At 68.8% G+C, this 22,127-nt stretch carries 15 protein-coding genes and 5 pseudogenes; 12 read left to right on the top strand and 8 right to left on the bottom strand.

What is annotated here, in order from left to right:
• Positions 1-41: 41 nt before the first annotated feature.
• On the top strand, positions 42-1,244 hold the full coding sequence (locus ABZZ20_RS29110; RefSeq protein ID WP_356874596.1) for a hypothetical protein: 1,203 nt from the start codon (positions 42-44) through the stop codon (positions 1,242-1,244).
• Positions 1,245-1,330: 86 nt separating this feature from the next.
• On the opposite strand, the gene ABZZ20_RS29105 is transcribed toward ABZZ20_RS29110, so the two are convergent.
• A complete protein-coding gene (locus ABZZ20_RS29105) occupies positions 1,331-2,323 on the bottom strand; it encodes an XRE family transcriptional regulator (RefSeq protein WP_356874721.1) in 993 nt (330 codons plus the stop codon).
• On the opposite strand from ABZZ20_RS29105, the pseudogene ABZZ20_RS29100 reads away from it, so the two are divergent.
• The 8 genes and pseudogenes from ABZZ20_RS29100 to ABZZ20_RS29065 all read left to right on the top strand — a co-directional run.
• Positions 2,298-2,402: pseudogene (locus ABZZ20_RS29100) on the top strand (IS5/IS1182 family transposase); the annotation flags it as partial. The gene ABZZ20_RS29105 and the pseudogene ABZZ20_RS29100 overlap by 26 nt on opposite strands.
• 146 nt (positions 2,403-2,548) lie before the next feature.
• Positions 2,549-2,986: pseudogene (locus ABZZ20_RS29095) on the top strand (IS21 family transposase); the annotation flags it as partial.
• Positions 2,987-3,654: 668 nt separating this feature from the next.
• Positions 3,655-5,427: a group II intron reverse transcriptase/maturase gene (gene ltrA / locus ABZZ20_RS29090; RefSeq protein WP_356874594.1), complete on the top strand. Its 1,773-nt coding sequence runs from the start codon at positions 3,655-3,657 to the stop codon at positions 5,425-5,427.
• Positions 5,428-5,523: 96 nt separating this feature from the next.
• Positions 5,524-6,504 (top strand): annotated as a pseudogene (locus ABZZ20_RS29085) (DDE-type integrase/transposase/recombinase); the annotation flags it as partial.
• Positions 6,501-7,271 carry an IS21-like element helper ATPase IstB gene (gene istB, locus ABZZ20_RS29080; RefSeq protein ID WP_356874592.1) on the top strand — a complete coding sequence of 257 codons (771 nt, stop codon included), beginning with the start codon at positions 6,501-6,503 and terminating at the stop codon, positions 7,269-7,271. The pseudogene ABZZ20_RS29085 and the gene istB, both read left to right, overlap by 4 nt.
• Positions 7,272-8,244: 973 nt before the next feature.
• On the top strand, positions 8,245-8,763 hold the full coding sequence (locus ABZZ20_RS29075) for a MarR family transcriptional regulator (protein WP_356874590.1): 519 nt from the start codon (positions 8,245-8,247) through the stop codon (positions 8,761-8,763).
• 126 nt (positions 8,764-8,889) lie between these two features.
• Positions 8,890-9,354, top strand: a complete 465-nt coding sequence (locus ABZZ20_RS29070) for a hypothetical protein (protein WP_356874588.1) — start codon at positions 8,890-8,892, stop codon at positions 9,352-9,354.
• Positions 9,355-9,408: 54 nt separating this feature from the next.
• Complete coding sequence (locus ABZZ20_RS29065; RefSeq protein WP_356874586.1) at positions 9,409-10,257, top strand: NAD(P)H-binding protein; 849 nt, start codon at positions 9,409-9,411, stop codon at positions 10,255-10,257.
• Between the two features lie 9 nt (positions 10,258-10,266).
• Here the strand turns inward: ABZZ20_RS29065 and ABZZ20_RS29060 are convergent, their stop codons facing one another.
• Positions 10,267-10,386 carry a LapA family protein gene (locus ABZZ20_RS29060; protein ID WP_356874584.1) on the bottom strand — a complete coding sequence of 40 codons (120 nt, stop codon included), beginning with the start codon at positions 10,384-10,386 and terminating at the stop codon, positions 10,267-10,269.
• Between the two features lie 16 nt (positions 10,387-10,402).
• Positions 10,403-10,570 (bottom strand): annotated as a pseudogene (locus ABZZ20_RS29055) (IS5/IS1182 family transposase); the annotation flags it as partial.
• A 619-nt stretch (positions 10,571-11,189) separates the two neighbouring features.
• On the opposite strand from ABZZ20_RS29055, the gene ABZZ20_RS29050 reads away from it, so the two are divergent.
• Positions 11,190-11,360 (top strand): hypothetical protein, encoded by a 171-nt coding sequence (locus ABZZ20_RS29050; protein WP_356874582.1) that lies wholly within the window; start codon positions 11,190-11,192, stop codon positions 11,358-11,360.
• A 140-nt stretch (positions 11,361-11,500) separates the two neighbouring features.
• Here ABZZ20_RS29050 and ABZZ20_RS29045 read toward each other — a convergent pair whose 3' ends face one another.
• The 5 genes from ABZZ20_RS29045 to ABZZ20_RS29025 form a co-directional block, all read right to left on the bottom strand.
• Complete coding sequence (locus tag ABZZ20_RS29045; protein ID WP_356874580.1) at positions 11,501-11,872, bottom strand: DUF6193 family natural product biosynthesis protein; 372 nt, start codon at positions 11,870-11,872, stop codon at positions 11,501-11,503.
• A 9-nt stretch (positions 11,873-11,881) separates the two neighbouring features.
• Positions 11,882-16,732: an RHS repeat-associated core domain-containing protein gene (locus tag ABZZ20_RS29040; protein WP_356874578.1), complete on the bottom strand. Its 4,851-nt coding sequence runs from the start codon at positions 16,730-16,732 to the stop codon at positions 11,882-11,884.
• Between the two features lie 99 nt (positions 16,733-16,831).
• Complete coding sequence (locus tag ABZZ20_RS29035; RefSeq protein ID WP_356874576.1) at positions 16,832-17,491, bottom strand: hypothetical protein; 660 nt, start codon at positions 17,489-17,491, stop codon at positions 16,832-16,834.
• 1,176 nt (positions 17,492-18,667) lie between these two features.
• On the bottom strand, positions 18,668-20,449 hold the full coding sequence (locus ABZZ20_RS29030) for a VCBS repeat-containing protein (RefSeq protein ID WP_356874574.1): 1,782 nt from the start codon (positions 20,447-20,449) through the stop codon (positions 18,668-18,670).
• Positions 20,450-20,991: 542 nt separating this feature from the next.
• Positions 20,992-21,240 (bottom strand): hypothetical protein, encoded by a 249-nt coding sequence (locus ABZZ20_RS29025; RefSeq protein WP_356874572.1) that lies wholly within the window; start codon positions 21,238-21,240, stop codon positions 20,992-20,994.
• Between the two features lie 137 nt (positions 21,241-21,377).
• On the opposite strand from ABZZ20_RS29025, the pseudogene ABZZ20_RS29020 reads away from it, so the two are divergent.
• Together ABZZ20_RS29020 and ABZZ20_RS29015 are read left to right on the top strand one after the other, a co-directional pair.
• Positions 21,378-21,629: pseudogene (locus ABZZ20_RS29020) on the top strand (helicase associated domain-containing protein); the annotation flags it as partial.
• 55 nt (positions 21,630-21,684) lie between these two features.
• On the top strand, positions 21,685-21,975 hold the full coding sequence (locus tag ABZZ20_RS29015) for a transposase (RefSeq protein WP_356874570.1): 291 nt from the start codon (positions 21,685-21,687) through the stop codon (positions 21,973-21,975).
• The last annotated feature ends 152 nt before the right edge of the window (positions 21,976-22,127 follow it).

Here is a 22,127-nt window from a genome sequence, read left to right as displayed (position 1 = left end):
CGGAGCAGGGGTGGTGACTCCGGACGCCGGTGGACGTTGGAATGACCGTGCCGAAGACCGCGTCCAGCTCAAGCAATGCCAGCGCCGCCCCTGCCCGGAAGGAGCAGCAGCCGGGCTTCCTCTTGACGTCCCCACAGGGTGAAGCAGCGCGCACGCTGCTCGGCTACGTGGCCTCGCTGGCCCTTCCCGACGCCGATGCCCAGCTCGTTGCAGTGGTGGTGGCGATCCGAGCTGCGCGTGGCGGTGTCGGCAACATCACCGGGGCGGACCTGTCGGCCCTGCGGCTGGGCGATGCGAGCGGAGCCGTCGATGCCCTTCGTGGGCTGGGCTGGCAGGTGGATGATGCGCTCTTCGGCGGTGATCCCGCAGTACCGGTCCCGGTCACCGTGCCGGATCTGGCCCGGGAAGCGGGCCACCCTCTGCCTTTCGGGAAGAACACGCGCTCACGGGTGTCCGGATGGACCACGCGGACCTTGTCCGCCAAGCCGGTCAAGAAGCTCCCTCCCGCTGGTCGGCTGGCCGGGCTGTTTCTTGCGGCGCACAGCACCTCCAAGCTCCTCGGTCAGATTCCGCCCGAACTTCCCGACGCCTGCCGGGCCGCCCTGCCCGACCTTCTGCGGAAGGGCTTCCTCACTGAGCTATCCGAGGACCGCTGCCGCCTCGACCCCACGGTGCGTCACTTGTCGGGCATGCGTCAGCCCTCCGAAGAGGAGAGGGCACAGAGTGCCAAGGACGAGGGCAGGGCGGTTGCGCTCGCCTCGACTCCGGGATTCCAGTTCGACGCAGAGGCATGGGCCGATTGGAAGAGCGCGGTCACGCCGGCCTTGCGCCGACACGTTGAGGCCGTTGAGCACTGCACCGTGTGTGCTCGGCCACCGGAACGCGTCGCACAGGCGTTTATGGTGCCCGGGCGCCCGCAGTTCTTCTCCAGGAGCACTGCGGTCGCCTACGGCGCGTGGAAGGACACGCACCCGGACCGGGGCCAGCTGGCGGCCAAGTTCACCGTGGCCTTTCGCAGCGAGCACGGCCACGGCCCCTCATATGCCCAGCTGGGCTCGGGCCTGGGCTGGCAGGTGGATCACGCGTTGCGGAACTTTGCCGTGCGGCGGCTTCTGGTGAACGAGTGGCTGACCGAAACGGGGACGGTGCCGTGGACGTTGCGCCCGGGGCAAGTCGCGCAAGGCGAGGGCATCACCCTGCCCAAGGCACGGAATCCGGAGGCCGCCGTTCAGGCCCGGACATGACGGGTGGATGCCCACATCGCCACCCGGCTCGGAGGCCGCTGGGGCACGGATGAGGTGTCCGGCCTGCGTCGAGCCGCATTCGGTATCTACGCGGCGGCCAGTGCCAGCAACTCCGGTACGCCGTCCGCGGTGCGGTATGGCTCGAAGGCAGGAAGAAGTTCGCGGACAAGGTGTTCGCAGCGGGGTGCTCCGATGCGGCGGGAGAGGTTCAGTGCCTCGCCGGCGGCCTGGGCTGCACGCTCGGGTTCCTTGAGCTGGAGGTGGCTGGCGGCCTGGTAGGTAAGGAAGACCCCGCGGGTTTTGTCCCGGGAGGTGGGGAGGAGGGCCTGCCCCTCGGAGATGAGTCGGTGTGCTTGCCGGGTGTCGCCCAGGTCGAGGAGTGCTTGGCCGGAGTCGACCGCGAGGTCGGCTTGTGACATCCACGCGCACCAGGCAGGCAGGGGACGCCCGCTGGTCGCTCCGAGATGGTGCTCTGCCGCCTTCAGCTCGCGTAGGGCCGGCTGCTTGTCACCTTGGGCGGCCAGGGTCCGGGCAAGACGGAGGTGGAGGAGGGACCGGGCGGCGGGGTGTTCGGTGCGGGTGAGTGCGTGCCGGAGCAGGTCGGCTGCGGTGGTGTGGTCCTTGCGCCAGGCGGCCTGATACGCGAGGTCGCCGAGCATGGCGGCGCCGAGGTCGGGGTCGCCTGTGGCGTGGGCACTGTGGAGGCCGGCGATCCAGAGCTTGCCAGCTGCGGCGTGGTGTCCGTGATCGAATCGGTGCCAGGCGACGGTCTGGGCCAGCGAGGCAGCCAGTTTATGGAGACGCAGGCCGGTGGCGCGGTCGTAGCGGCCGTTGGCGATGCAGTTGGTGACGGTCTGCAGGTGGGCGTCGAGCAGGGCGGTGACGTGTTGACGCTGTTCGGTGACGAGGCCGTTCAGCTGACGGCTGCTGTCTTCGAGCAGGGTGGCGCTCGGCGAGGCGGCGGACCTCGCCCGGCTTGAGGTGTTCTTCGATTCCGCCGATCGAGACAGGGAGCCATTCCCCGGCTGCGGCGGACACATCGCCGGCGTAACGATCGCCCGGATCAAGACCTGGCGCATCCTCCGCAAAGCCCGGTGCAGCCCCACCGGACTCACGTCAATCGCCAGAGCCATCCTCACCCTGGAGACTCATCGCTGAAAACGCTCCATGTGTCGGCAGCTGTCGGCGTACAAGTGAACGTGCACCACCGCGTACGGATGAAAGTGCACCGTTCTTGATGCGGCGTGACCGGCGTTTCGCGAGTCTTCTGTCGTCCTGTTCGGGGTCGGTGGAGGGCGGCGAGAGTGGTCTTGGATCCGCATCGCTGGTTGGAGCTGAGGCGGTTTCGCGGTCTGTATGAGTCCGGTGCGATGAGCCTGCGTGAGATCGCGAAGGAGACCGGGCTGAACCGGCGCACGGTCGTGAAGTATCTGTCGGGTGAGACGCCGGTCGCGCCGCCGAGGAGGGCGCCCAACGGGCAGCCGTACCGGCGGATGGTGGATGAGGTCGCGCCGTTGATCGACGCGATGCTGCGGGCCGAGATCCTGCTCAAAGGTGCCGTGATTCACGAGCGCTTGGTCGCCGAGTACGGGTTCACGGGCAGCTATCAGCGGATCAAGATGTACTTGCAGGAAGCCCGCCCGCGGGTCGCGGAGGAGCTGGGCATCAGCCCGGGTGAGCTGGCCGGGCTGCACCGCAGGTTCGAGGTGGTGCCGGGGGCTCAGGCCCAGGTCGACTGGGGTGGTGCGACACGAGGTCGCGTATATGAGTGAACTCGCAGATTGGAGGCCGGTTATGCCGGTTGCGTAGTTCTCGGTCAGTGTTCGAGACCGATCTCCGCTCTGACGTGCGTTCGCGGGTCCTGCCCGTCGAAGGTGCGAAGCTCAGGGAAGACGCCCAAGGGCCCCCGATCCGTCAGGGGGAGCAACCGGGCAAGGAGAAGGCCGGACGGACGAACGCGAGTGAACCCCCTGTGATGCCTCGTTATCGACAAACCCGGGAGACGGGATGAATGCCGGGTTATAGGGCCTGGCCGCTGGAAGAGGCGGCGAGCGACGACCGGAGCCTGCCCCGTCGGTCGTGTGAACACCGCTGGTCCCGGGGTTTAGGGGGCGTCCTCCCCGGTCGCATCTCGTATACGCGGAACGTGGAAACCCCGTCGGGGTCCCGGCCTTGAGGCCGGGTAGGCCGATCGTGAGAGGGGCGTAAGCCCCCGGCGGGACAGGAAGCCCAAGAAGCGGATGCCGGCTGCCGAAAGGCAACGGGACTCGTGGCATCACAGCTGCCCCTCCAGGTAGCTGTCACGGGGAACCGGCCGGATGCCGGTCAAGACGACCGGGCCCGAAAGGGCGCTGACGTGGGCTGGTGAGCCTTTGAACGCCGAGGCCGAGGGCCTCTCGAACCGAGGGACATGTTGGACACCATTTCGGTGAACGGACCCGAGGACGTTCTCGACTGGGACGCCGTCAGTTGGCGGACTCACGAAGAGAGCGTAACGAGGCTGCGGCGGAGGATCTTCAAGGCGACACGAGAAGAGGACTGGGCTCAGGTCCGGTCCTTGCAGAAACTGATGCTGAGGTCCTGGTCGAACACGCTGGTCAGCGTGCGGCAGGTCACTCAGCGCAACGCTGGGCGTCGGACGGCCGGGATCGACGGGGAGACTGCCTTGTCGCCCGAGACCAGGGCGGCGGTTGCGGTGCGGGTGCACCGTTCGCGCTCTTCCTGGGACCCTATGCCGGTACGACGTGTGTACATTCCGAAGGCCAATGGCAAGCAGCGGCCGCTCGGCATTCCTGTGATCTTGGACCGGTGTCATCAGGCACGGGTCCGCAGCGCGCTGGAGCCCGAGTGGGAAGCCCGGTTCGAGCCCCGTTCCTATGGGTTCCGCCCCGGGCGAAGTTGCGCGGATGCGATCGGCTCCCTGTTCTCCACGCTCAGCGGGCCACTCGCCCGACGGGTGTGGATCTTGGACGCCGATCTGTCAGCTGCGTTCGACAAAATTGGCCACGCACGGCTGCTCGACGCGCTCGGTTCGTTCCCCGCCAGGGACCTGATCGAACGGTGGTTGAAGGCCGGGGTGGTCGACAAGGGGCAGTTCTCGCCGACCGAAGAGGGTTCCCCTCAAGGCGGCGTGATCAGTCCGTTGCTGATGAACGTGGCTCTCCACGGGCTGGAGGAGGCCGCAGGGGTCCGCTATCTCACGACCGGCACACACGCCGGGGATGTGGTGGCGGGTTCTCCGATCTTGGTGAGGTACGCCGACGACATGGTTGCCTGCTGTCATTCCAGAGAGCAGATCGAGCAGGTCAAGGCACGGCTTGCGGAGTGGCTGGCGCCCCGAGGACTGGTCTTCAACGAGGACAAGACGCGCGTCGTCCACCTCGAAGACGGCTTCGATTTCCTCGGGTTCAGCCTCCGCCGCTATCGACATCGCAAGCTGCTGATCAAGCCGAGCGCGGACGCGGTCAGGCGCATCCGGAAGAGGCTCGCGGACGAGGTGCGCGCTCTGCGCGGCCTGAACGCGACGGCGGTCATCGCCAAGCTCAACCCGATCATTCGGGGCTGGGCAGCCTACTACCGGGGGGTGGTGGCCAGCAGAATCTTCACGGCGCTGGATCACTACGTGTGGTGGCTCACCTACCGGTGGGCCAGACGCATGCACCCCAACAAGTCGAAGAAGTGGATCGTTCGACGCTACTTCGGCAGGTTCAACAAGTTCAGGAACGACCGGTGGGTATTCGGCGACCGCGGCAATGTGCTCAACGACCGCGGGGAGATCCCCATCCTCATCAAGTTCTCCTGGACGAACATCGTCCGGCACCAGTTGATCGCAGGCGGGGCGTCACCCGACGATCCCGAGCTGGCGGACTACTGGATCAAGCGGCGAAGAAGGGTCAAACCCCCGTTGGACAGCTACAACTTGCGCCTGCTCGCCAAGCAGGACGGCCGCTGTCCGCTCTGCGGGGAACACCTCCTCACCGCCGACCAGCCGCCACAGTCACCCCAGGAATGGGAGCGATGGTGGCTGAACGTCGTCAAGAGGGCGATAGCCGCCGACTATCTCACCCATCATGGACGGCCCGACACGCCAGACGGGAACCGAACACGCCTCGTGCACGCCTCCTGCCATCGCGGCCTCCGGGTCCGAAAGCGCAGGAAACCAGCAGCAGTTGCACTCTCGTGACGCCCTCGCGGCTTGCTTGAGCCGTGGTGCGGGGAAACCTGCTAGCCCGGTTCTGAGGGGGGAGCGCCGCAGCAATGCGGCGCTCCTACCCGACACGAGGGAAGGATCCTTGCCCATGTCGGGATCCCGAAGGTCTATTCGTTCCACATGACCTTGTCCTACTCCCGTGATCCGTTCTGCTGTTTCACTACCAGCCAGGACCTGGCCACCTTCTTCGACTGCCACCGCCAGGCATTCGCGCACTTCGGCGGCGTCCCGATGTCGATCGTCTACGACCGCACCAAAACGGTGGTCCGCCGACACGTCGCACCAGGTGAAGCCGTCCCGCTCCATCCAGAGGCCGTCGCATTTGCCGGGCACTACGACTTCGATCCCGACGTACTGGCCGCCTACCGGCCCACGGGCAAAGGCCGGGTCGAGCGCCAGGTGCTGATTCTCCGCGACCACGTCCTGGCAGGCCGGGCCTTCTGCTCGATCGAGGAACTCGACGCCGCGTTCACCGCCTGGGTGCCGCTGCGGCGGGCGAAGGTGCACGGAACCCACGGCGAGGTCATCGGCCTGAGGGCGATCCGCGACCACGTTGCCCTCCGCCCGCTGCCGCAGACGCCCTATGTGGTCACCCAACGGCATCTCCGCCACGTTGGAAAGGACTGCCTCGTCGCCTTCGACGCGAATCTCTACTCGGTGCCGGCCTGCAAGGTCCGCCCCCGCCAGCTGGTCGAGGTCAGGGCCACGAAGTCCCAGATCATGCTCCATGGCACTGCCCCCGATCACGTCGGCGAGACGCTGCTGGCCGTCCATCCGCGGGCGGTCGGCCGAGGCGCCCGGATCGTGGACGAGAAGCACTGGGACGGCCTGCCCACAGGGGCCGGCCGCCGCGTCACCGCCGGGGACGGTGGCTTGCCGCGGCCCCGCCGCCACGACGCTCCGGGCTCGCAGACCGGGCCGCTGTCGGCCCTGCTGAACCGGGCCGCGGTCACCCAGGTCGAGGTTGGCCGTCGGCCTTTGTCGGTTTATGACGAGCTGACCGGCACCCGCCCCTTCACCACCAAGCCGAGCGCGAAGGAATCATCTTGAGCGAGCTGGTCTCCACCCGCATCCGCAACACGGCCGGCAAGCTGGGCCTGCCCCACCTGGCCGAGGCCCTGACTCAGTACGCCCAGCGGGCCGACGAGGCCAAGATGGGCTACCTCGACTTCATCGACCTGGTCCTCTCCGAAGAACTCGCCGTCCGTGAGGACCGCCGCTTCCGCACCGGCCTGCGGATCTCGAAACTGCCTCACCACAAGACGCTGGACGACTACGACTTTTCGTTCCAGCCCGAGCTCGACCCGCGCAAGGTCAAGGACCTCGCCACCCTCTCCTTCGTCGAGGCCAAGGCCAACGCTGCCCTGCTCGGGCCGCCGGGAGTGGGCAAGACGCATATCGCCGTCGCTCTCGCGGTCGCGGCCTGCCGGGCCGGCTACTCGATCTACTTCACCAGCCTCGACGACATGGTCCGCAACCTCAAAGCCGCCGAGGCCGCCGGACGGCTGACCAGCAAGCTCGGCAGCTATCTCCGGCCGGCCGTTCTCGTGGTCGACGAGGTGGGCTACCAGCCCCTCGAACGTGCGGAGGCCAACCTGGTCTTCCAGGTGATCTCAAAGCGCTACGAAAAGGGCTCGATTATCCTGACCTCGAACAAGACCTTCAGTGAATGGGGGCAGGTGTTCGGTGACGAGGTCCTGGCCACAGCCATCCTCGACCGCCTCCTCCGCCACTGCGACGTCATCTCCATTAACGGCCCCAGCTATCGCCTCAAGAACCGACTCGCCGCCATCAAACGAGACGCAGACGCAGCCTGACGAAAAGCGGCTCCTCTCGGCAGCTGCCCCCGGACGAGCTAGCGGGCGTCGGGGCGGGGCTGCCGACGAGCGGTGGCGTCACGCCAACGTGCAGTGCGAACCTCTGACGTGCCTCTGAGTGCAGCCATCTCTTTCGGCCCCTGCACGATTCGGCATGACCCCGTGTCCTGGTCCACGAGGATGGGCCAATTCCCCCCGATCCTGATCTGGCGCCCTTGCTCGTCCTTCGCCGTGGGATACCAGGTGAAGCCATAGATGCCCGTGACAGCCGGGGTCGCCCATAGGCCAAGCTTGAAGGCCCACTCGTCCCACCGATCGGTCAGGGTCCGGCCGAACTCTTCCGCGAGACTCCGTGCTTCGCTCTCCTCCAAGAGGCGCCCTCCATCGCTCTCCAACACTTGAGAGAGCTGACGTTACGGGACTGAAGCAGGCCAGCGAACGGGGGCTAACGCGGTGCACATATCTCTGTACTTGGCGGTGCACACAGACAAGTACGCGGACAGCAGCTCTCCAGATGGGCCGAGACCGGCCTCATCCACAAACTCGGCTCCGGCCTCTACGCCGCCACGGCATGGACCCCAACACCCCTTGCGTGACCTGCGAAAACGTTAACTACCCGGCCTTGGGTCAAGGCCCCCTCTGTGCCGGGCCCCGCTTTTGAACGGCTCACCTTCGATGGAATCGCTGCGAGGGGTGACCAAAACCAGGGCGCGCTACAGCGATCCCTGCAGATAGACATGCGTGTGCGTGAGTCCGCCTGCGAGGGCGTGCGGCAGGTCCAGTGCGGCACGATAGGTAACCAACGGGGCTCCCTGGCGGAACAGTTGAGACTTCAGACATCTCTCTCAACCGCTGGGGGGCCTCATTCGTCAAGCCCTCACACCGACAGCGCAGCTGTCACCCGATTGGTGGCCCCGCCGTTGCCGACTGCGACGCCTTGACGGTCCAGGTAGTTAGGAGCCATATTAGTTGCATGACGAATGGCGGGACGGATCGCGAGGCGCCCACGCTGGACCAGGCCAGGCGGCAGGTCGGGCGTTACGGTCTCGACGTCGATCCGCAGGCGGTGCTGGTCGCGGTGAGGCTGATCTCCGCCGGTGCGCGGGTAGGCCGGGCGACCGAGGCGCACTTCTCCCGGTTCGGCCTGTCGACCGGGCGTTACCGACTGCTCGCCGATCTGGAGGACTGCGGCGGGGAGAAGTCCCCGTCCCAGCTGGCGGCCGACCTCGATGTCTCCCGGGCCACGGTCACCGGCCTGGTGGACGGCCTGGAGCGGGACGGCCTGGTCGCCCGCCGTGCGTCCGTCGAGGACGGGCGCGGCGCGGTGGTCGTGCTCACCGCCCGTGGTGCGCAGCGCCTGCGCGAGATGGCGCCCGAGCACTTCGGGCGGCTGGAGGAGATGGTGGGCGGCCTCAGCGTCGAGGAGCGCGCGGTCTTCCTGGATCTGCTCGCGCGCGTAGTGCGGGGCAGTTCCGCCCTGACCGACGAGTAGCCCGGCCCGCGTCCGTCCTGGCTCCGCATCTCGGAGGGGCCTGTTTTCCGGCCCAATAGTTAGCTGCCTAATTAGATTGCCCCAGGTGGGTTCGTATCCCCGCCCCGGGTCGAGAGAGAGGCCCGCATGACGTCAACGAAGGAAGCTGTCGCCCCCGGCCGTGCGGACGCCCGTCCGTTCACGCTGTGGCACGAAGTCCTGACCGCCTACACCGCCCCGGCACTGATGGCCGGCGCGGCCGGATTCGCCACCGGCCAGAGCGGACTGGTCCTGGCGGCGTTCACCTCCATCGCCGGTACCTCCGCCGTGGTGGCGTACCTGCTCGGCGCCTGGCTGCGGCACGGCGGACGCCCGCGGCGCTGGACCACCACCCTGCCGCGCCCGGTGCTGACGGGGCTGCTGGCCGCCGCCACGACCGCCGCGGCTGCCCTGCTGGGCTGGTTCGCCGCGGGCTGGCTGCCCGCCCACACCGCCGTTCCGACGGGGAAGTGGCTGGACCGGCTCCGCCTGGACCTGCCGATCTCCGCCGCCCTCGCCACCACCATCGTCACACTGCGCTGGCGGGCCGCCATCGGCCGTTGGCGCGCCTGACCTGGACCGTCACCCCACCGACACCCGAGGAATGGACGCACAATGATCACCGTCATGGGAGCCACCGGAGCCACCGGCAGGGCGCTGCTCCAGAGCCTGCGCACGCTCGGCGTGCCCGCCCGCGCGCTGACCCGCACCCCGCAGCGGATACGCGACGGCGCCGGCGACCCGCTCGTCGAGGTCCGGTACGCCGACGCCACCGACCCCGGGTCGCTGCACGCCGCCTTCGAGGGGGCCACCCAGCTCTTCCTCGCGATGGCCAACGGCCCCGCGCAGGTCGAACTCGAAACCCGGGCCGTCGACATCGCCGCAGCCGCCGGCATCGGCCACATCGTCAAGATCTCCGCCCCGGCCGCCGAACCCGACTCGCCCGTCGCCATCTCCCGCGGGCACCACGCCGTCGAGGAGCACCTGCGCGCCGCCGGCCCCGCCCACACGGTCCTGCGGCCCTACGCCTTCATGCAGAACCTGCTGCGCCTGGCCCCGGCCGTGGTGGCCCGGTCCGCGTTCCTCGGCGCCATGGGTGACGCGCCCTGCAACTACGTCGACTGCCGCGACATCGGCGACGTCGCCGCCGCCGCACTGACCAGGGCCGAGCTCGCCGGCGGCACGTACACCCTGACCGGCCCCGAAGCCGTCAGCCACCCCGAACTCGCGGACCGGCTGACCGCGCTGACCGGTACTCGGGTCCGGTACGTCGACCTGCCCGCGCAGGAGCTGCGCGAGAGCCTGGTCCGCCACGCCGGGATGCCCGACTGGCTCGCCGACCACGTGACCGAGATCCAGCAACTGGCCAAGGCCCGCCCCGAACGTCCCACCGGCACGGTCGCGGACCTCCTGGGCCGCCCGCCCCGTACGCTGCACGCCTTCCTGCAGGAGCACCGGGCGGACTTCCGTCGTTGACGACGGGGGCTACCCCTTCGCCCGCCGACGGGCGACCAGCCAGCCGATGGCGCCGCCGACCAGCAGCGTGACGGCCAGTACCAGCCAGAGCGGAAGCGTGTCGGTCGGCATCCAGAGCCGGATGCTCACCGAGTCCGTGTTGGGCAGCGATCTGCGCGAGGGTGTCGTGCTTGCGCAGATAGACCAGCGCGACGATCGCCCGTTGCGAGGGCCGGAGCTTGCACCGGCGGTCACCCTCCCGGGTGAGGATGAGCATGGTGACCCACTCGACGAGGGCGTGCGGCAGGTCCAGTCCGGCAGGATAGGTGACCAACGGGGCTCCCTGGCGGAACAGTTGAGACTTCAGACATCTCTCTCAACCGCTGGGGGCCTCATTCGTCATGCCCTCACACCGACAGCGCAGCCGTCACCCGATTGGTGGCCGTTCTGAAAGGGCTCAATGAGCTTCTTCGAGCTGGCCACCGATCGGGTGATGGGCCGTGAAGCGCAAACGAACGAGGCCCCCGAGCTGTTGATCGAGATGTCTGACGTCTCAATCACGTTGCTCGGGGGCCGACGGTACGCCTCAGGACCATCTGCGTCCTGCGCGACCTCGACGTCGGCCTTCCCACCATCCGCCGTGTCCTGACCGGGGACCTGTCCGTCGCCGAAGTCGCCACCGCACATGCCGGTGCCATCGACCTGCAAGTCCGCGTACTGCGCTCCCGTCAGAGCATCCTGCGCTACCTCGCCCGACGGAGCGCCGGCCCCGAGGAGACCTCTCTCGTGCACCGATTCACCCGCCTCACCCGTGACGAACGACACCGTCTGGTCACCGACTTCATCGACCGCCTCACTGCCGGTACACCCTCCGCCCACCCCACGGCCGCCGCGCTGCGCACGGCCATCCCCGACCTCCCGGCCGCCCGGCCGGCCCGGAACTCCGCGAGTGGATGGCGGAACGGTTCGAGACGGGACACGACCCGCTCGTCGAGCGATACTGGCGCCTGGTCTGGACCGTCAACGACTGGCACATCGTCCCCGGACATATGCCCTTCCAGCCCTGGCTGGTCCAGGCCCTACGCCACCCCCGCACCGGCGAGAGCGAAAGCGCACGGCGGTGAAACCGGACGTCAGGCGGCCGCGAAGCCTGTGCGGCTCACTGCTCGGCTCATCCTTCCGGCCCGGTACCCGAAGTCCCGCTGGACGCCGCGGCAGGCGGCCGGCCTGCGAGTGGCCACGAGGCCGACCGCCGAGGTCACGGTCACAGGTCGTCCTTCGTTCCGAGGACGGCGGGGCCGGTGCCTTCCGGAAGGTGTGCCACGACCAGGGCGAACGCTTCCTCCAAGGTCGTCACCTCGCCGAGGACACCTTCCCCGGCCCGGCCCGTGACCTGGAACCCGCCAGCAGCGAGCGGATACACGAGCGGCACGTCGTGGGAGGCGGGGTAGCCGGTGCACCGGCTGAGGTAGAGAATGCCGTGGCTGACACCGGGGAAGAGCACCCGCAGCCGCGGTTGCGCGTACGCGGCCCGCACCATGGCCGGGTCGATCACGTCTCCCCCGAACCCAAGGAACTCCTGCCACCGTTCCGCGACGATCTCTGCAGCCTTCTGAGAGCTCTCACTGTCCGTCATCTTGCGAGCTCACCTCCTCTTCGGTTTGTTGCCGGTGTCCGGCGGACTCAGTTCGGGAATGTCGGGTCGGGGAACTTCAATGCGTTGATTCTCCGAATACCAGTGGATGGAGTCCCACGACCGCCCCATGGGATTCGGGTCACCGTCCGCGACGTCGGCCTCGTGCATCCGCACATTACGGGCAACGATGCTCATCTCCCAGGCCGTGCCGACACCTTCCGGACGGTTCCCCTCCTGCGTCGAGTAGGGCGAACCGTCCGCGACAGCGCGCTGGAACGCCTCGACGATGGTCTCGGGGGTGTTCCAGTTGCCTCGGTCGCCGGCGCGGTTCGGCATGCCGTCCAGGGTGATCGAGAGAGTCGTGTTCCGGTCGCCGACGGCATCCATGACGTTCGTCATCCACACCGGAGCTCCGCCCTCGATCGCGGCGTAGGCAGGATCGTTGTACGTGTGCGCTCCGGGATCCTGGGGCCGGTCAGGATCGTGGTCCGGATCGTTCGGATCGTTGCGCAGGTGCCGTGCCAGCCTGTTCGAGGGGCCGTTGGGCGCCGGCTGGTTCCAGCCCAGCACCACGCTGTGTCGAGGGCCGTCGCTCTTGCGGTGCGGGCACAGGGCCAGCCCCAGTGGGTCGATCCACCGTGTCGGGTTGTCCACGTACGTGAACGCGTTCGGAGCCGGGGCCAGACCCAGCGGGTCCGGGGAGACGTAGCGGCCCGCGGACGGGTCGTAGTGACGGTGGCGGTTGTAGTGGAGTTCCGACTCCGGATCGAAGTACTGGCCGGGGAAGCGGAGCGGGGTGTAGGCGCGCGCGTCGCGGTTCCAGGTGGTGGTGCCCCAGAGCGCGGCCCGTGTGTACCAGGCCACCTCCCCGTCCTCGTCGATCAGTTCGCGCGGGGTCCCGATCAGGTCCGTGGCGATGGCGAAGAAGCGGCTGTCGACCTCCGCCGGACCGATGAACCGCCGCTCCACCTGGGTGACCGGCTTCACGCCGTCGTGGTCCCACGTCAGCGCGACGGACTCCGGTGAGCCGGGCACATGGCTCACCTGCTCGACGAGGGTGTCCCCGTCCCAGGTGAAGGAGACCGCCTCGGTGACGGACCCCCCGTCCGCCGACAGGCGCTGCTTCGCGATGCGGCGTCCGAGCGCGTCGTACAGGTAGCGCCAGCGGGTGCCGTCCGGGGTGGTGACCGCGACCAGGCGGTCCTCCACGTCCCACTCGTACCGCCAGGTGTCAGGCTTGCGCGAGAGGCGCTGCTTCTGGCGCAGCACCACGCGGCCCTGGGCGTCGTGCTCGTAGCGGACGGAGCCCGCCCGGGTGAGCCGGGTTCCCGCATAGGTTCGCGGCCCCGTGGCGGAGCCATCGTACGCCGGCCAGGAGGCCTCGGTCTGGTTGCCGGCCACGTCGTAGGCGTACCGCTCGGTCCCCTGCGCGGTGGACACGCACGTGACCCGGCCTTCCGGGGTCAGCTCGAACCGGTGCGGGCCGGTGAGCCGGTCGTCGACCTCGGTGAGGTGCCCGTCCGGCCGGTACGCGTACGTGCGGTGCTGGACGGTGCGGTCGCCGACGGCCCGGACCAGCTGCCCGGTGAGGCGCCCCCGGTCGTCGTACGCGTGGTCGATCGTCAGGTCCTCGCCGACGCGTCGGACGGTCTCGCGGCCCGCCTCGTCGAACCGGAAGCTCACTTGCCGGCCGGAGGCGTCGAGCAGGGCGCTGCGGTCGCCCCGGAAGTCCCAGCTGCTGACCGCACCGCTCGGGGTGGTGCGGCGGATACGACGGCCGGTCTCGTCGTGGAGGTGGGTGAGCTCCCGGCCGTTGCACAGCTCGCGCAGGACCCGGCCCGATGCGTCGCGTACGTAGGAGAGGTCCGCGTCGGGGCTGACGGCGCGCACCAGACGACCGGAGGCGTCGTAGGTGAAGCGGGTGAGTGCGCCCTCGGCGTCCTTCACGACCACCCGCCCGGCGGAGTCGCGCTCGTAGTGGACCGTCTGGCCGAGCCCGTTGGTACGGCTGGTCAGCCGACCGAACGTGTCGTGGGTGTAGTGGAGGCTGCGGCCGTCGAAGTCGGTCTCGGATGTGCAGCGGCCGAGCGCATCGTAGGTGTAACTCCACGTCAGACCGGCGGGGTTGGTGACGTGGGTGAGGCGCAGCTCCGTGTCGTAGGCGAACGAGTGGCGGGCGCCCTCGGGTGTGGTGCGGGCGGACACCAGGTCGAAGTGGGTGTATTCGAAGTGCGACTCGCCGCCCGCGGCGTCCGTGTGGGTCAGGCAGTTTCCCTCGCCGTCATAGGTCCAGGACTGCGTCGAGCCGTCCGGGTCCGTACGGCACGCGAGCTTGCCCTCGACCGTCCACTCCAGCTCCGTCACACCCCCGTGCGGGTCGGTGATCCGCGTGGCGCGGCCGAACGCGTCCCGCGCGTAGCGGGTGACGGTGCCCTGAGCGGTGCGGATCACGAGGGGCAGGCCCGCGGGGTCGAAGTGGATGCGCTCCAGCCCGTCGAGGGAGTCGTCCACGCCGGTCAGGTGGCCATGTGCGGTGTGGAAGAGCCGGGTCGTCGTTCCGTTCGGGCGGGTGAAGAGGGTCGGGTTCCCGCGGTCGTCGTACTCCTGGTGCGACCTGCCGCCGTCGGGGCCGGTGACGGAGGTGAGCTGGTGCCGGTCGTTGTACTCGACGGTGGCCGCGGCGCCGTCGGGGTGGACGACACGGACGAGATCGCCGCGCCCGTCGTAGGTGTAGGTCGTGGTCCGACCGAGCGGGTCGGTGTGGGCGAGCAGCCGGTCGAACGGGTCCCAGAGGCGCCGGCTCGTGTGCCCGGCCGGGTCGGTCTCGGCGATTACCTGGAGGCGGTCGTTGAAGCGGAAGACGGTGGTCGCGCCCGTGGAGTCGGTGTAGCGGGTCGTCCCCGACGCGGTGTCGTAGGCGAACGTGGAGGACAGGAAGCCGTCCGGTCCGACGGTGCGTACGACGCGGCCTGCGGTGTCGTAGACGTACTGGAAGGTAGAACCGTTGCGATCGGTCCAGGACGTGACGCGGGCGCGTTCGTCGTACGTCAGACGCTGAGCCGAACCGGAGGAGTTGGTGACGGCCGTCAGGTTGCCGGGCTCGTCGTAGCCGTACGACATGACGGTGATGGGGCCGTCGTCCGCGCGCACGGCCAGGGCGGTGACGCGCTCGTCGTCGGTGGTCAGCTGCACCTGGTAGCCACCGCTGTGGGAAACGGAGGTGGGAGCTCCATCGGTGCCCCGCCGGAAGGTGATGGCGTTGTCGTTCCGGTCCGAGACCGCGGTCAGCCAGTAGGCCGTCGAGGCGCGGTACGGGCTGCCGGTGAAGGACTTCGTCAGCCCTGATCCGGTGTCGGTGACCGTGTAGGTCGTCTCACCGTCGTGCTCGCCGTCGTGCGCGAGCGCGAGACGAGGGCCCTCAAGGGGCAGTACGGGCTCCTCACCGGCCTGCGGCAGGCGGGGGTAGACGAGGAGGGAGCCGTCCTCCCGGGCCCAGACGGCGCCGAAGCCGACCGGGTCGGCTTCCAGACGCTCGTCGAGGGTGGAGGCCCAACTGCGGCCGAACCACCGGCCGTAGGAGTACTCGGACAGATGCGTGCGCTGGAGGACGAGCGGCAGAGTGCCGGGGAGGGCGAGGTCCGTCTGCGGCAGTGTCATCTCACCGGTGACCACGTCGATCGGGTCGTTCTCGCAGCGCTTCTTGTCCAGCGAGATGCCGTTGCGGCGGGCCTCGTCCTTGGCCTTGTCCAGGGAATCGGGCTTCGTGCGGCTGCTCGCGTCCTTGCTGCCGGCGCCGGTCCTGTCCCGGTCGCTCCCTCCCGATCCGTGCTTCTTGATGCGGTTGAAGTCGTCTTGGAGGGCCTGGTCGTTCTTCTTGTGGTCGGTGGAAATCTGTTTGACGGCTTTGGGCAGGGTGGTGCCGACGTGGTCGCCCATGGCCTTGGTGGCTTTGGTGAGGGCTGCCATGGCCTTGTCTGCGACCGGGTCGATGGCCTGAGCGATGGAGTCGCGGCCCCGGGTGCGGCCGTGGTGGTGCTTGGCCTTGGTCAGTTTCGCGGTGGTCTTGCCGTGGATGTTGGTGCTGACGTGGTTGAGGTTGGTACCGGCACGGGCATGCTCGGGGTGCTCGATGTGGAGGTCGACCAGGCCGGTCCCTCCACCGTTTCCGGAACCGCTGCCGCCTGCGGAGGCGAGGTGGAGGGACTCCTTGCCGGACTGGACGCCGTCGTTGAAGCCGTCCTTGCCCGCTTTCTTCGTCTGGTCGAGGTCGACGCCATCCTGGAAGCCGAGGGCCATCGAGCCGAGCTGGACGACGAGGTCGGCGGCCATGCCCTCCAGGGCCGCGACGGCCGGTTCGGTCATCGCAGAGACGATGTAGCCGACGGCTTCCTCGACACACTCCTTGATAAGGCGTTTGATGACCTCTTGGGTTGCGCGCATGGCCCCCGCGCCGATCAGCATCGACAGACCGCCGGTGACCGGAATGAGGGAGAGTGCGATACCCGCTTCGGAGGCGAGGTACCCGAGCTGCACCAAAGCGGCGGTCTTCATACCGACGACCGCACCGGCGGCCAGGTCCATCGCCCCGGCGATGGTGCGGGCCGCACCTGCGATGTCCTTGAAGTGCTTTCCCTTGACCTTGTTCCAGTGCTCGTTCAGCGCCTCGATCGACTCGCCTTTGCTGGCCGACAGCAGGCGCTCGACATGGTTGTTGGCCAGCTGGCCGTCGTCCAGGAGGTCATCCGCGAACTCGCGGAGCGAGTCGGCCATCTCCCGGTACGCGTCCTCGTCGACATTCGGCCAAGCCACACCGATCAAGTCCAGCAATGTGTCCGCCCAGTCGGGCACCGTGACCGACATGCCCCACCCCCGAATCCATGAACGTTCCCCCAATGCTTGTGCGAATCATGCTGTCATGACGGTCTGACAGCCCGACATTCGGGATGGGGAGTTGACCGCCTACGGCCCCAGGGCGGGCTGGCTGCCGCGGGGGGCGTGGCGGTTGCGAAGGCTCCTGCGGTACACGGGAGCCTCTGACGCACTCCCGGCTCCGCCGGCCCGGCCCCACGGGCCGAAGCGCGGGCCCGCTCCGCCGAGGCGGGTGAGCCGGGTGCCGCCCGAGGGCTCGGTCAGGGCCATACGTACCGCCTCGGTGATCTTCCTGCTGTTCGTCAGCGCCAGAGCCAGGCTCTGGGTCGCGTACGGGTCCGGGCCGTCCACGCGCTGCTGCATCAAAGTGCCGAGGATGAGAGGGGTCTCGTCGCCGACCGACTCGTAGGCCGCCCACATCAGTACGCCGCCGGCCGGTGCACTGGAGCCCGTCTTGATGCCGCGGACGCTGAGGCTCCCTGAAGCGGATCCTGCGGCCGGCAACAACCGTCGGCCCGCCCTCTCGGTCCGGGAAGCCTCCGACAAGGACCAGCGCGCCGAGCCGGCGCCCCGCCGGGCAGTCGCATCCGCTCCCGCCCGGCCTCGCAAGGCCACCGAACGCAGGCTGGCGGTGCGCACCGCCGCCGCGGCCAAGCCCAAGAGGGAGAAGGTCCGGCCGAGCCACCGCACGCCCACATCACCCCGCCCGGCTCTACCCGCGCCCAGCCGTGCCGCGGGCAGCGTGGACATGGCCGAGCTGTGCCGCGCCGCGCACGGCGTGACCAACCCTTCCCTCACTGCGCTGTGGGTGCCACCAGACCTACGGCCGGTGACAGCGCCACGCGGGAGGGAGCTGTACTCAGCTCATCTCGGCAGTGGCCGGGGTTGACTCCGTCGATCCTGCCGCCGAAACGCCAGCGTATTTGCGCCGCCAGTCACCGTTGTGGACTGCGCGGGGGGCGCGCCATCGAAGTCTGGTCATCCCTGGTCTGATACCAGTCAGATCGGGCGGGGGTCCACGTCGGCTGCTCTGGAGCGGTCAGTCTTGCGGCTTAGACGGTCCCTTGATCTTGATCATCAGATTGGGGAGAGCCAGTGACCACCATCGCTGACACCATCCAGACCTTGAAGGCGAATTTCGAGGCAAGCTGCTACCAGGGGACGGACCTGAACGTCAACTTGGTCATCGACGACAGCGAGAAGTACACGCTACTCATCAAGGTGCCGGGCCGTACCTGCGAGGTGAAGCAAGGTGAGAGCCCTGCTCCTGACATCACGCTCACCATGGATTCGGAGACCCTGAACGCGCTCACCCCCCCCACGATCCGATCTTCAAGAGATGTCCACAAACGGGGGCAAACCCCAGCCTGGCTATCACCCCACCGACGCCACCCTGAAAACCTCAGTAATGGGGTGCAAGGCAGCTCTCGGGACGGGACCGGCAGCGGAGTAAATAGGGGCAAGGCGAATTCGCTGCTCGTGCTACTGCTGTCCGGCCGGGGTGCAGCACGGCCTCCTCCACGATGCAGCTCTGCGCAGCATTCGCACGCCCCGTACGGAGACGCGCGCACACGGGTGCTGCTCGTTTGACTTCCACTCCCCGCCCTAAGTAGGCGTTAAGTCCGATTCAGTGAGCCACCAAGCCTGCATCCCGCTCAACCAACCCGCACAACCCCAGGTCACAGGCGTGACGACTGCTCAGATTCACTGACCGGCGACACCCGCTCCCCCACAGGCACGCCATGCCGTCTACGTACGCGGTGAAAGCCCTTGTCGCCGCCTGTGCAGAACCAACGACGCCTCCCGGGGTGGCCCCCTGCCGGCTCACGCGCCGGCCCGAGTCGGGCGCGGGCGCGGGCCCGGTCGCCGGCCGGGGCCGACGGGCGAGCCCGCGCCGTCGCTCTCAGCGGCCCGGGGCCGCGGGGGTCAGAGCATGTTCTTGTAGATGTTCCACCCGGTGCCGAACTTCACCCGGGGGGCGAAGGTGGCGGTGCCGGTCTTGCCCGTCGAGGTGTACGTGTACACGTCGCCTCCCGGGAGGCGGGCCATCAGGTCGCCCTTGCTGTCGCCGTTGATGTCGCCCGGGACGAACAGCGTGTCGTACTGGTTGAAGCCGCTGCCGACCTGCTCCCGGGCGGCGAACGGCGCGCTGGCCGTGCCGGTGCCCTTGTAGAGGAAGAGGCCGCCGGCGGTGTCCCGGGCGAGCAGGTCGGGCCGCCCGTCCCCGGAGTAGTCGCCCGCGCCGACGAGGGTGTTGTAGCCGTTCCAGCCGGTGCCGACCTTGATGCGCGTGCCGAACTTCGTGTACAGCAGGCCGTCGCCGGGGTGTAGCCACAGGACGCCGGCGGAGTCACGGCTGACCAGGTCGCCCTTCCCATCGCCGGTGAGGTCGCCGGGGCCGGCCATCATGGTGTAGTTCCACGACGTGCTGACCTTCACGCCGCGGACGTAGAGGTCGGTGCCGATGTTCTGCACGTAGCTGGCGTGGTTGTGGCTGTTGAGGCCCGTGGCGTACGTGTTGCGGGAGCCGGGCGTCTCCTTGCCGGCCGCGACCGGCGGCGACAGGTAGTCGCCGTTGGCCAGGGCGTAGTACTTGGCCAGGACGTTGTCGGCCTGGGTCATCACGTTCTGGCCCTTGCCGAAGAGCGATGTGGTGCCCGCGCCGACGATGAACTTGTTGAGTTCGTAGCCGCTGCCGAAGTAGGCGGGTGCGGCGAACTTGCCGCCGCCGATCGACTTGAACCAGTACTCCACGCCGTCGTGGTTGCGGGCGAGCAGGTCGCTGCGGCCGTCGCCGTCGCCGTCGTCCGAGCCAGTGATCACGTTGTACGTGTTCCAGCCGGTGCCGACCTTGACGCCGGGCTTGAGCGGGGCGGTGGCGCTGCCGGATCCCTTGTGGAACCACAGCTCGCCAGCCAGGGTACGGGTGAGGACGTCGCCGATGCCGTCGCCGTCGACGTCGTTGGCGCCCACGACCTGGTCGTAGATCCCCCAGCCGGAGCCGACCTTGACCCGGGAGTTGAAGGGCTTGCTGACCGTCCCGGTTCCGGTGTACAGCCACAGGTCACCAGCGGGGTCCCGGGCCAGCAGATCGGGGCGGCGGTCGCCGGTCAGATCGCCGGTGGCGATGAGCCGGTTGTAGATCTGCCAGCCGCGGCCCGACCACAGGGGCGCCGAGGTGCTCTTCACACCCGCCTCATAGAGCGTGAGCACGCCGTCGAACGTGAGTGAGAGGAGTTCGGGCTGGGTGGTGCCGCCGACGTCGCCCACCGGCAGCAGGTCCTTGAACGAGGCCTCGGGATCCGGATCGGTCTTGTAGATCGTGTAGTCGCTCCAGGCCTTGATCGACGACAGGTAGACCGCCGTGACCTGGTCGTACTCCATGACGATCATGTCGCTGACGCCGTCGCCGTCGACGTCGTGCCGCGGCTTGGCGGCAGCGGCCACCTGGGCCGGGACCCTGGCCGGCATGACGACGGTCGGGAGCCCTTGGCCTCCGGCCGTTCCGGTCGCGGCCGACGGTCCCGGCGCCGGCATGGCCGGGCTCGGCACGGCCAAGCTCGGCGCGGCGATACTCGGCGCGCCCAGGCTCGGCGCGGCGACGCTCGGTGCGGCGGCCAGAGCGCCGGCGGCCAGGGCGAGAACGCTCCCGGCGGCCAGGGCGCGCAGCCGTCTGCGCTGCGGTGACGTGCGGTGCGATGTAGTCAAGATCCCCCCTGAGGATCGAGCCGTGGGGCTCTGCCCTGGCACACGTCATGTGTGTGTCCGGGATCACGCGTCCGTGCGTGAACGGCCCCCCGCTTCCGTCCGTGCACGCTAAGCCCCGTCACCGACGTTGACGTCGGCACGATCACTCCGGTTCCCGTTCCCGGCACATCAGTTGGGCTTCCTGCACCGGGCGTGTGAGGACGACGTGCCGGCGCGTCCCCTGCTCAGGGGCCGGCGGTCAGGTGCACGTGGACGGTCTTGCCGCCCTCGGGGACCGGCCGGGCCTCCACCGCGCCGGCCAGCCGGCGCGTTGCGGCGGGGGCGGGCCCCGGGGCCCGGCCCCGCGCGCACGGGTGGCGTGCTACTCGATGGTGATCTGAGGCGATCGTGACGGGTCTCTTTCGCCAGATCGCTGCGGAGGAGTCGAGGCGGGCGCCGTCCCAGCCAGTGGCCGTGGCGCCGTTGAGCGTGACGCGGTGCGCTGGCTGCCCTTGCGGGTCGTACTGCGTGACGGTCAGATCCGGGTGCTCCTCGTCGGGCTTCTACTCGGCCAAGGTCTTCTTCACCCAGTCAGTGAAGGCGGGACTCTTGTCCATCCCGCGCACGACGGTGATGTCCGCAGGTTGCTCGTGACCGGCCTGCTTCCTGATGATCAGCTGACCGTTCTTGCCGACCTGCTTGGTCTCGACGGTGTCGAACCCCAGGGTCAGGCCGCTGCCGCTCGGCACCCTTTCCACCTCGTGCTTCCCGAGGCCGATGGCGAGCACATGGTGGAGGTGATCTCCGGGCATGCTGAAGGCTTCCTTTCCGTACCTGGACGCTGCGGCCGGCTATTCCGCCGGGGCGTAGGCGAGGGTGGCGTTCGGACGGTCGGCGGCGTAGCGCAGCAGCGCCTCGCGCTCGGCGGTGTCAACGGACAGGCCCCACCGCCGACGCCGGCTTCGCGGAGAACCTCGCCGCCGCACGGGCCTACTACGAGCAGCACGGGACGCTGGCCGCGCCGCGGCACGCGACCGCCCTGGACCGGGCGGTGGGGCAGTGGCTGACGAACGTCCGCCGGCCCGGCGGACTCGGCAAGGACCCCGTACGCGCCCAGCGGCGAGCCGCCGCGCTCGCGGCGATCGATCCGGACTGGAACCCGGGCACGCTCGGGTGGACGGTGGACTGGCAGCGCCAGTACGCCTGAGGTTTCCCTCGTAGCGTGGAGTCCGTGACAGCAGGGGATGTTGGTTGTCATGGCGGAGAAGCGTCGCAAGTTCACGGCGGAGTTTCGTGAGGGGGCGGTACGGATCGTGATGGAGACCGGGAAGTCGGTCCCCGAGGTCGCGGAGGACCTGGGGATCAACGAGACGACGCTGGCGAGCTGGGTCTCGCGGGCGAAGCGGGCGGATACGGCCAGGCCGCAGGACAAGGAAGCGCTGATCGCGCGGCTGACGGCGCAGAACGCGGCGTTGAAGAAGGAGAACAAGGAGCTGGGGATGGAGCGTGATGTCCTCAAACGCTGCATGGTCCTGTGGGTGAAGTAGCTGCGGCGAACCCGGCCGCCGTGGCCGGGGTGATCAGCGACAACAGGACCGAGCACAGCATCCCGCACACCGTCTCGTGCCGCGCCCTGGGCGTGAGCGAGTCGTGGTTCTACAAGTGGCGCGAGAGGCGGCCCACCGGGCGTGAACAGCGG

Source organism: Streptomyces sp. NPDC006430, from assembly GCF_040612395.1.
GTDB lineage: Bacteria > Actinomycetota > Actinomycetes > Streptomycetales > Streptomycetaceae > Streptomyces.
Note: the sequence above shows the minus strand (reverse complement) of the source record. Positions and strands in the feature narration are given on the sequence as shown.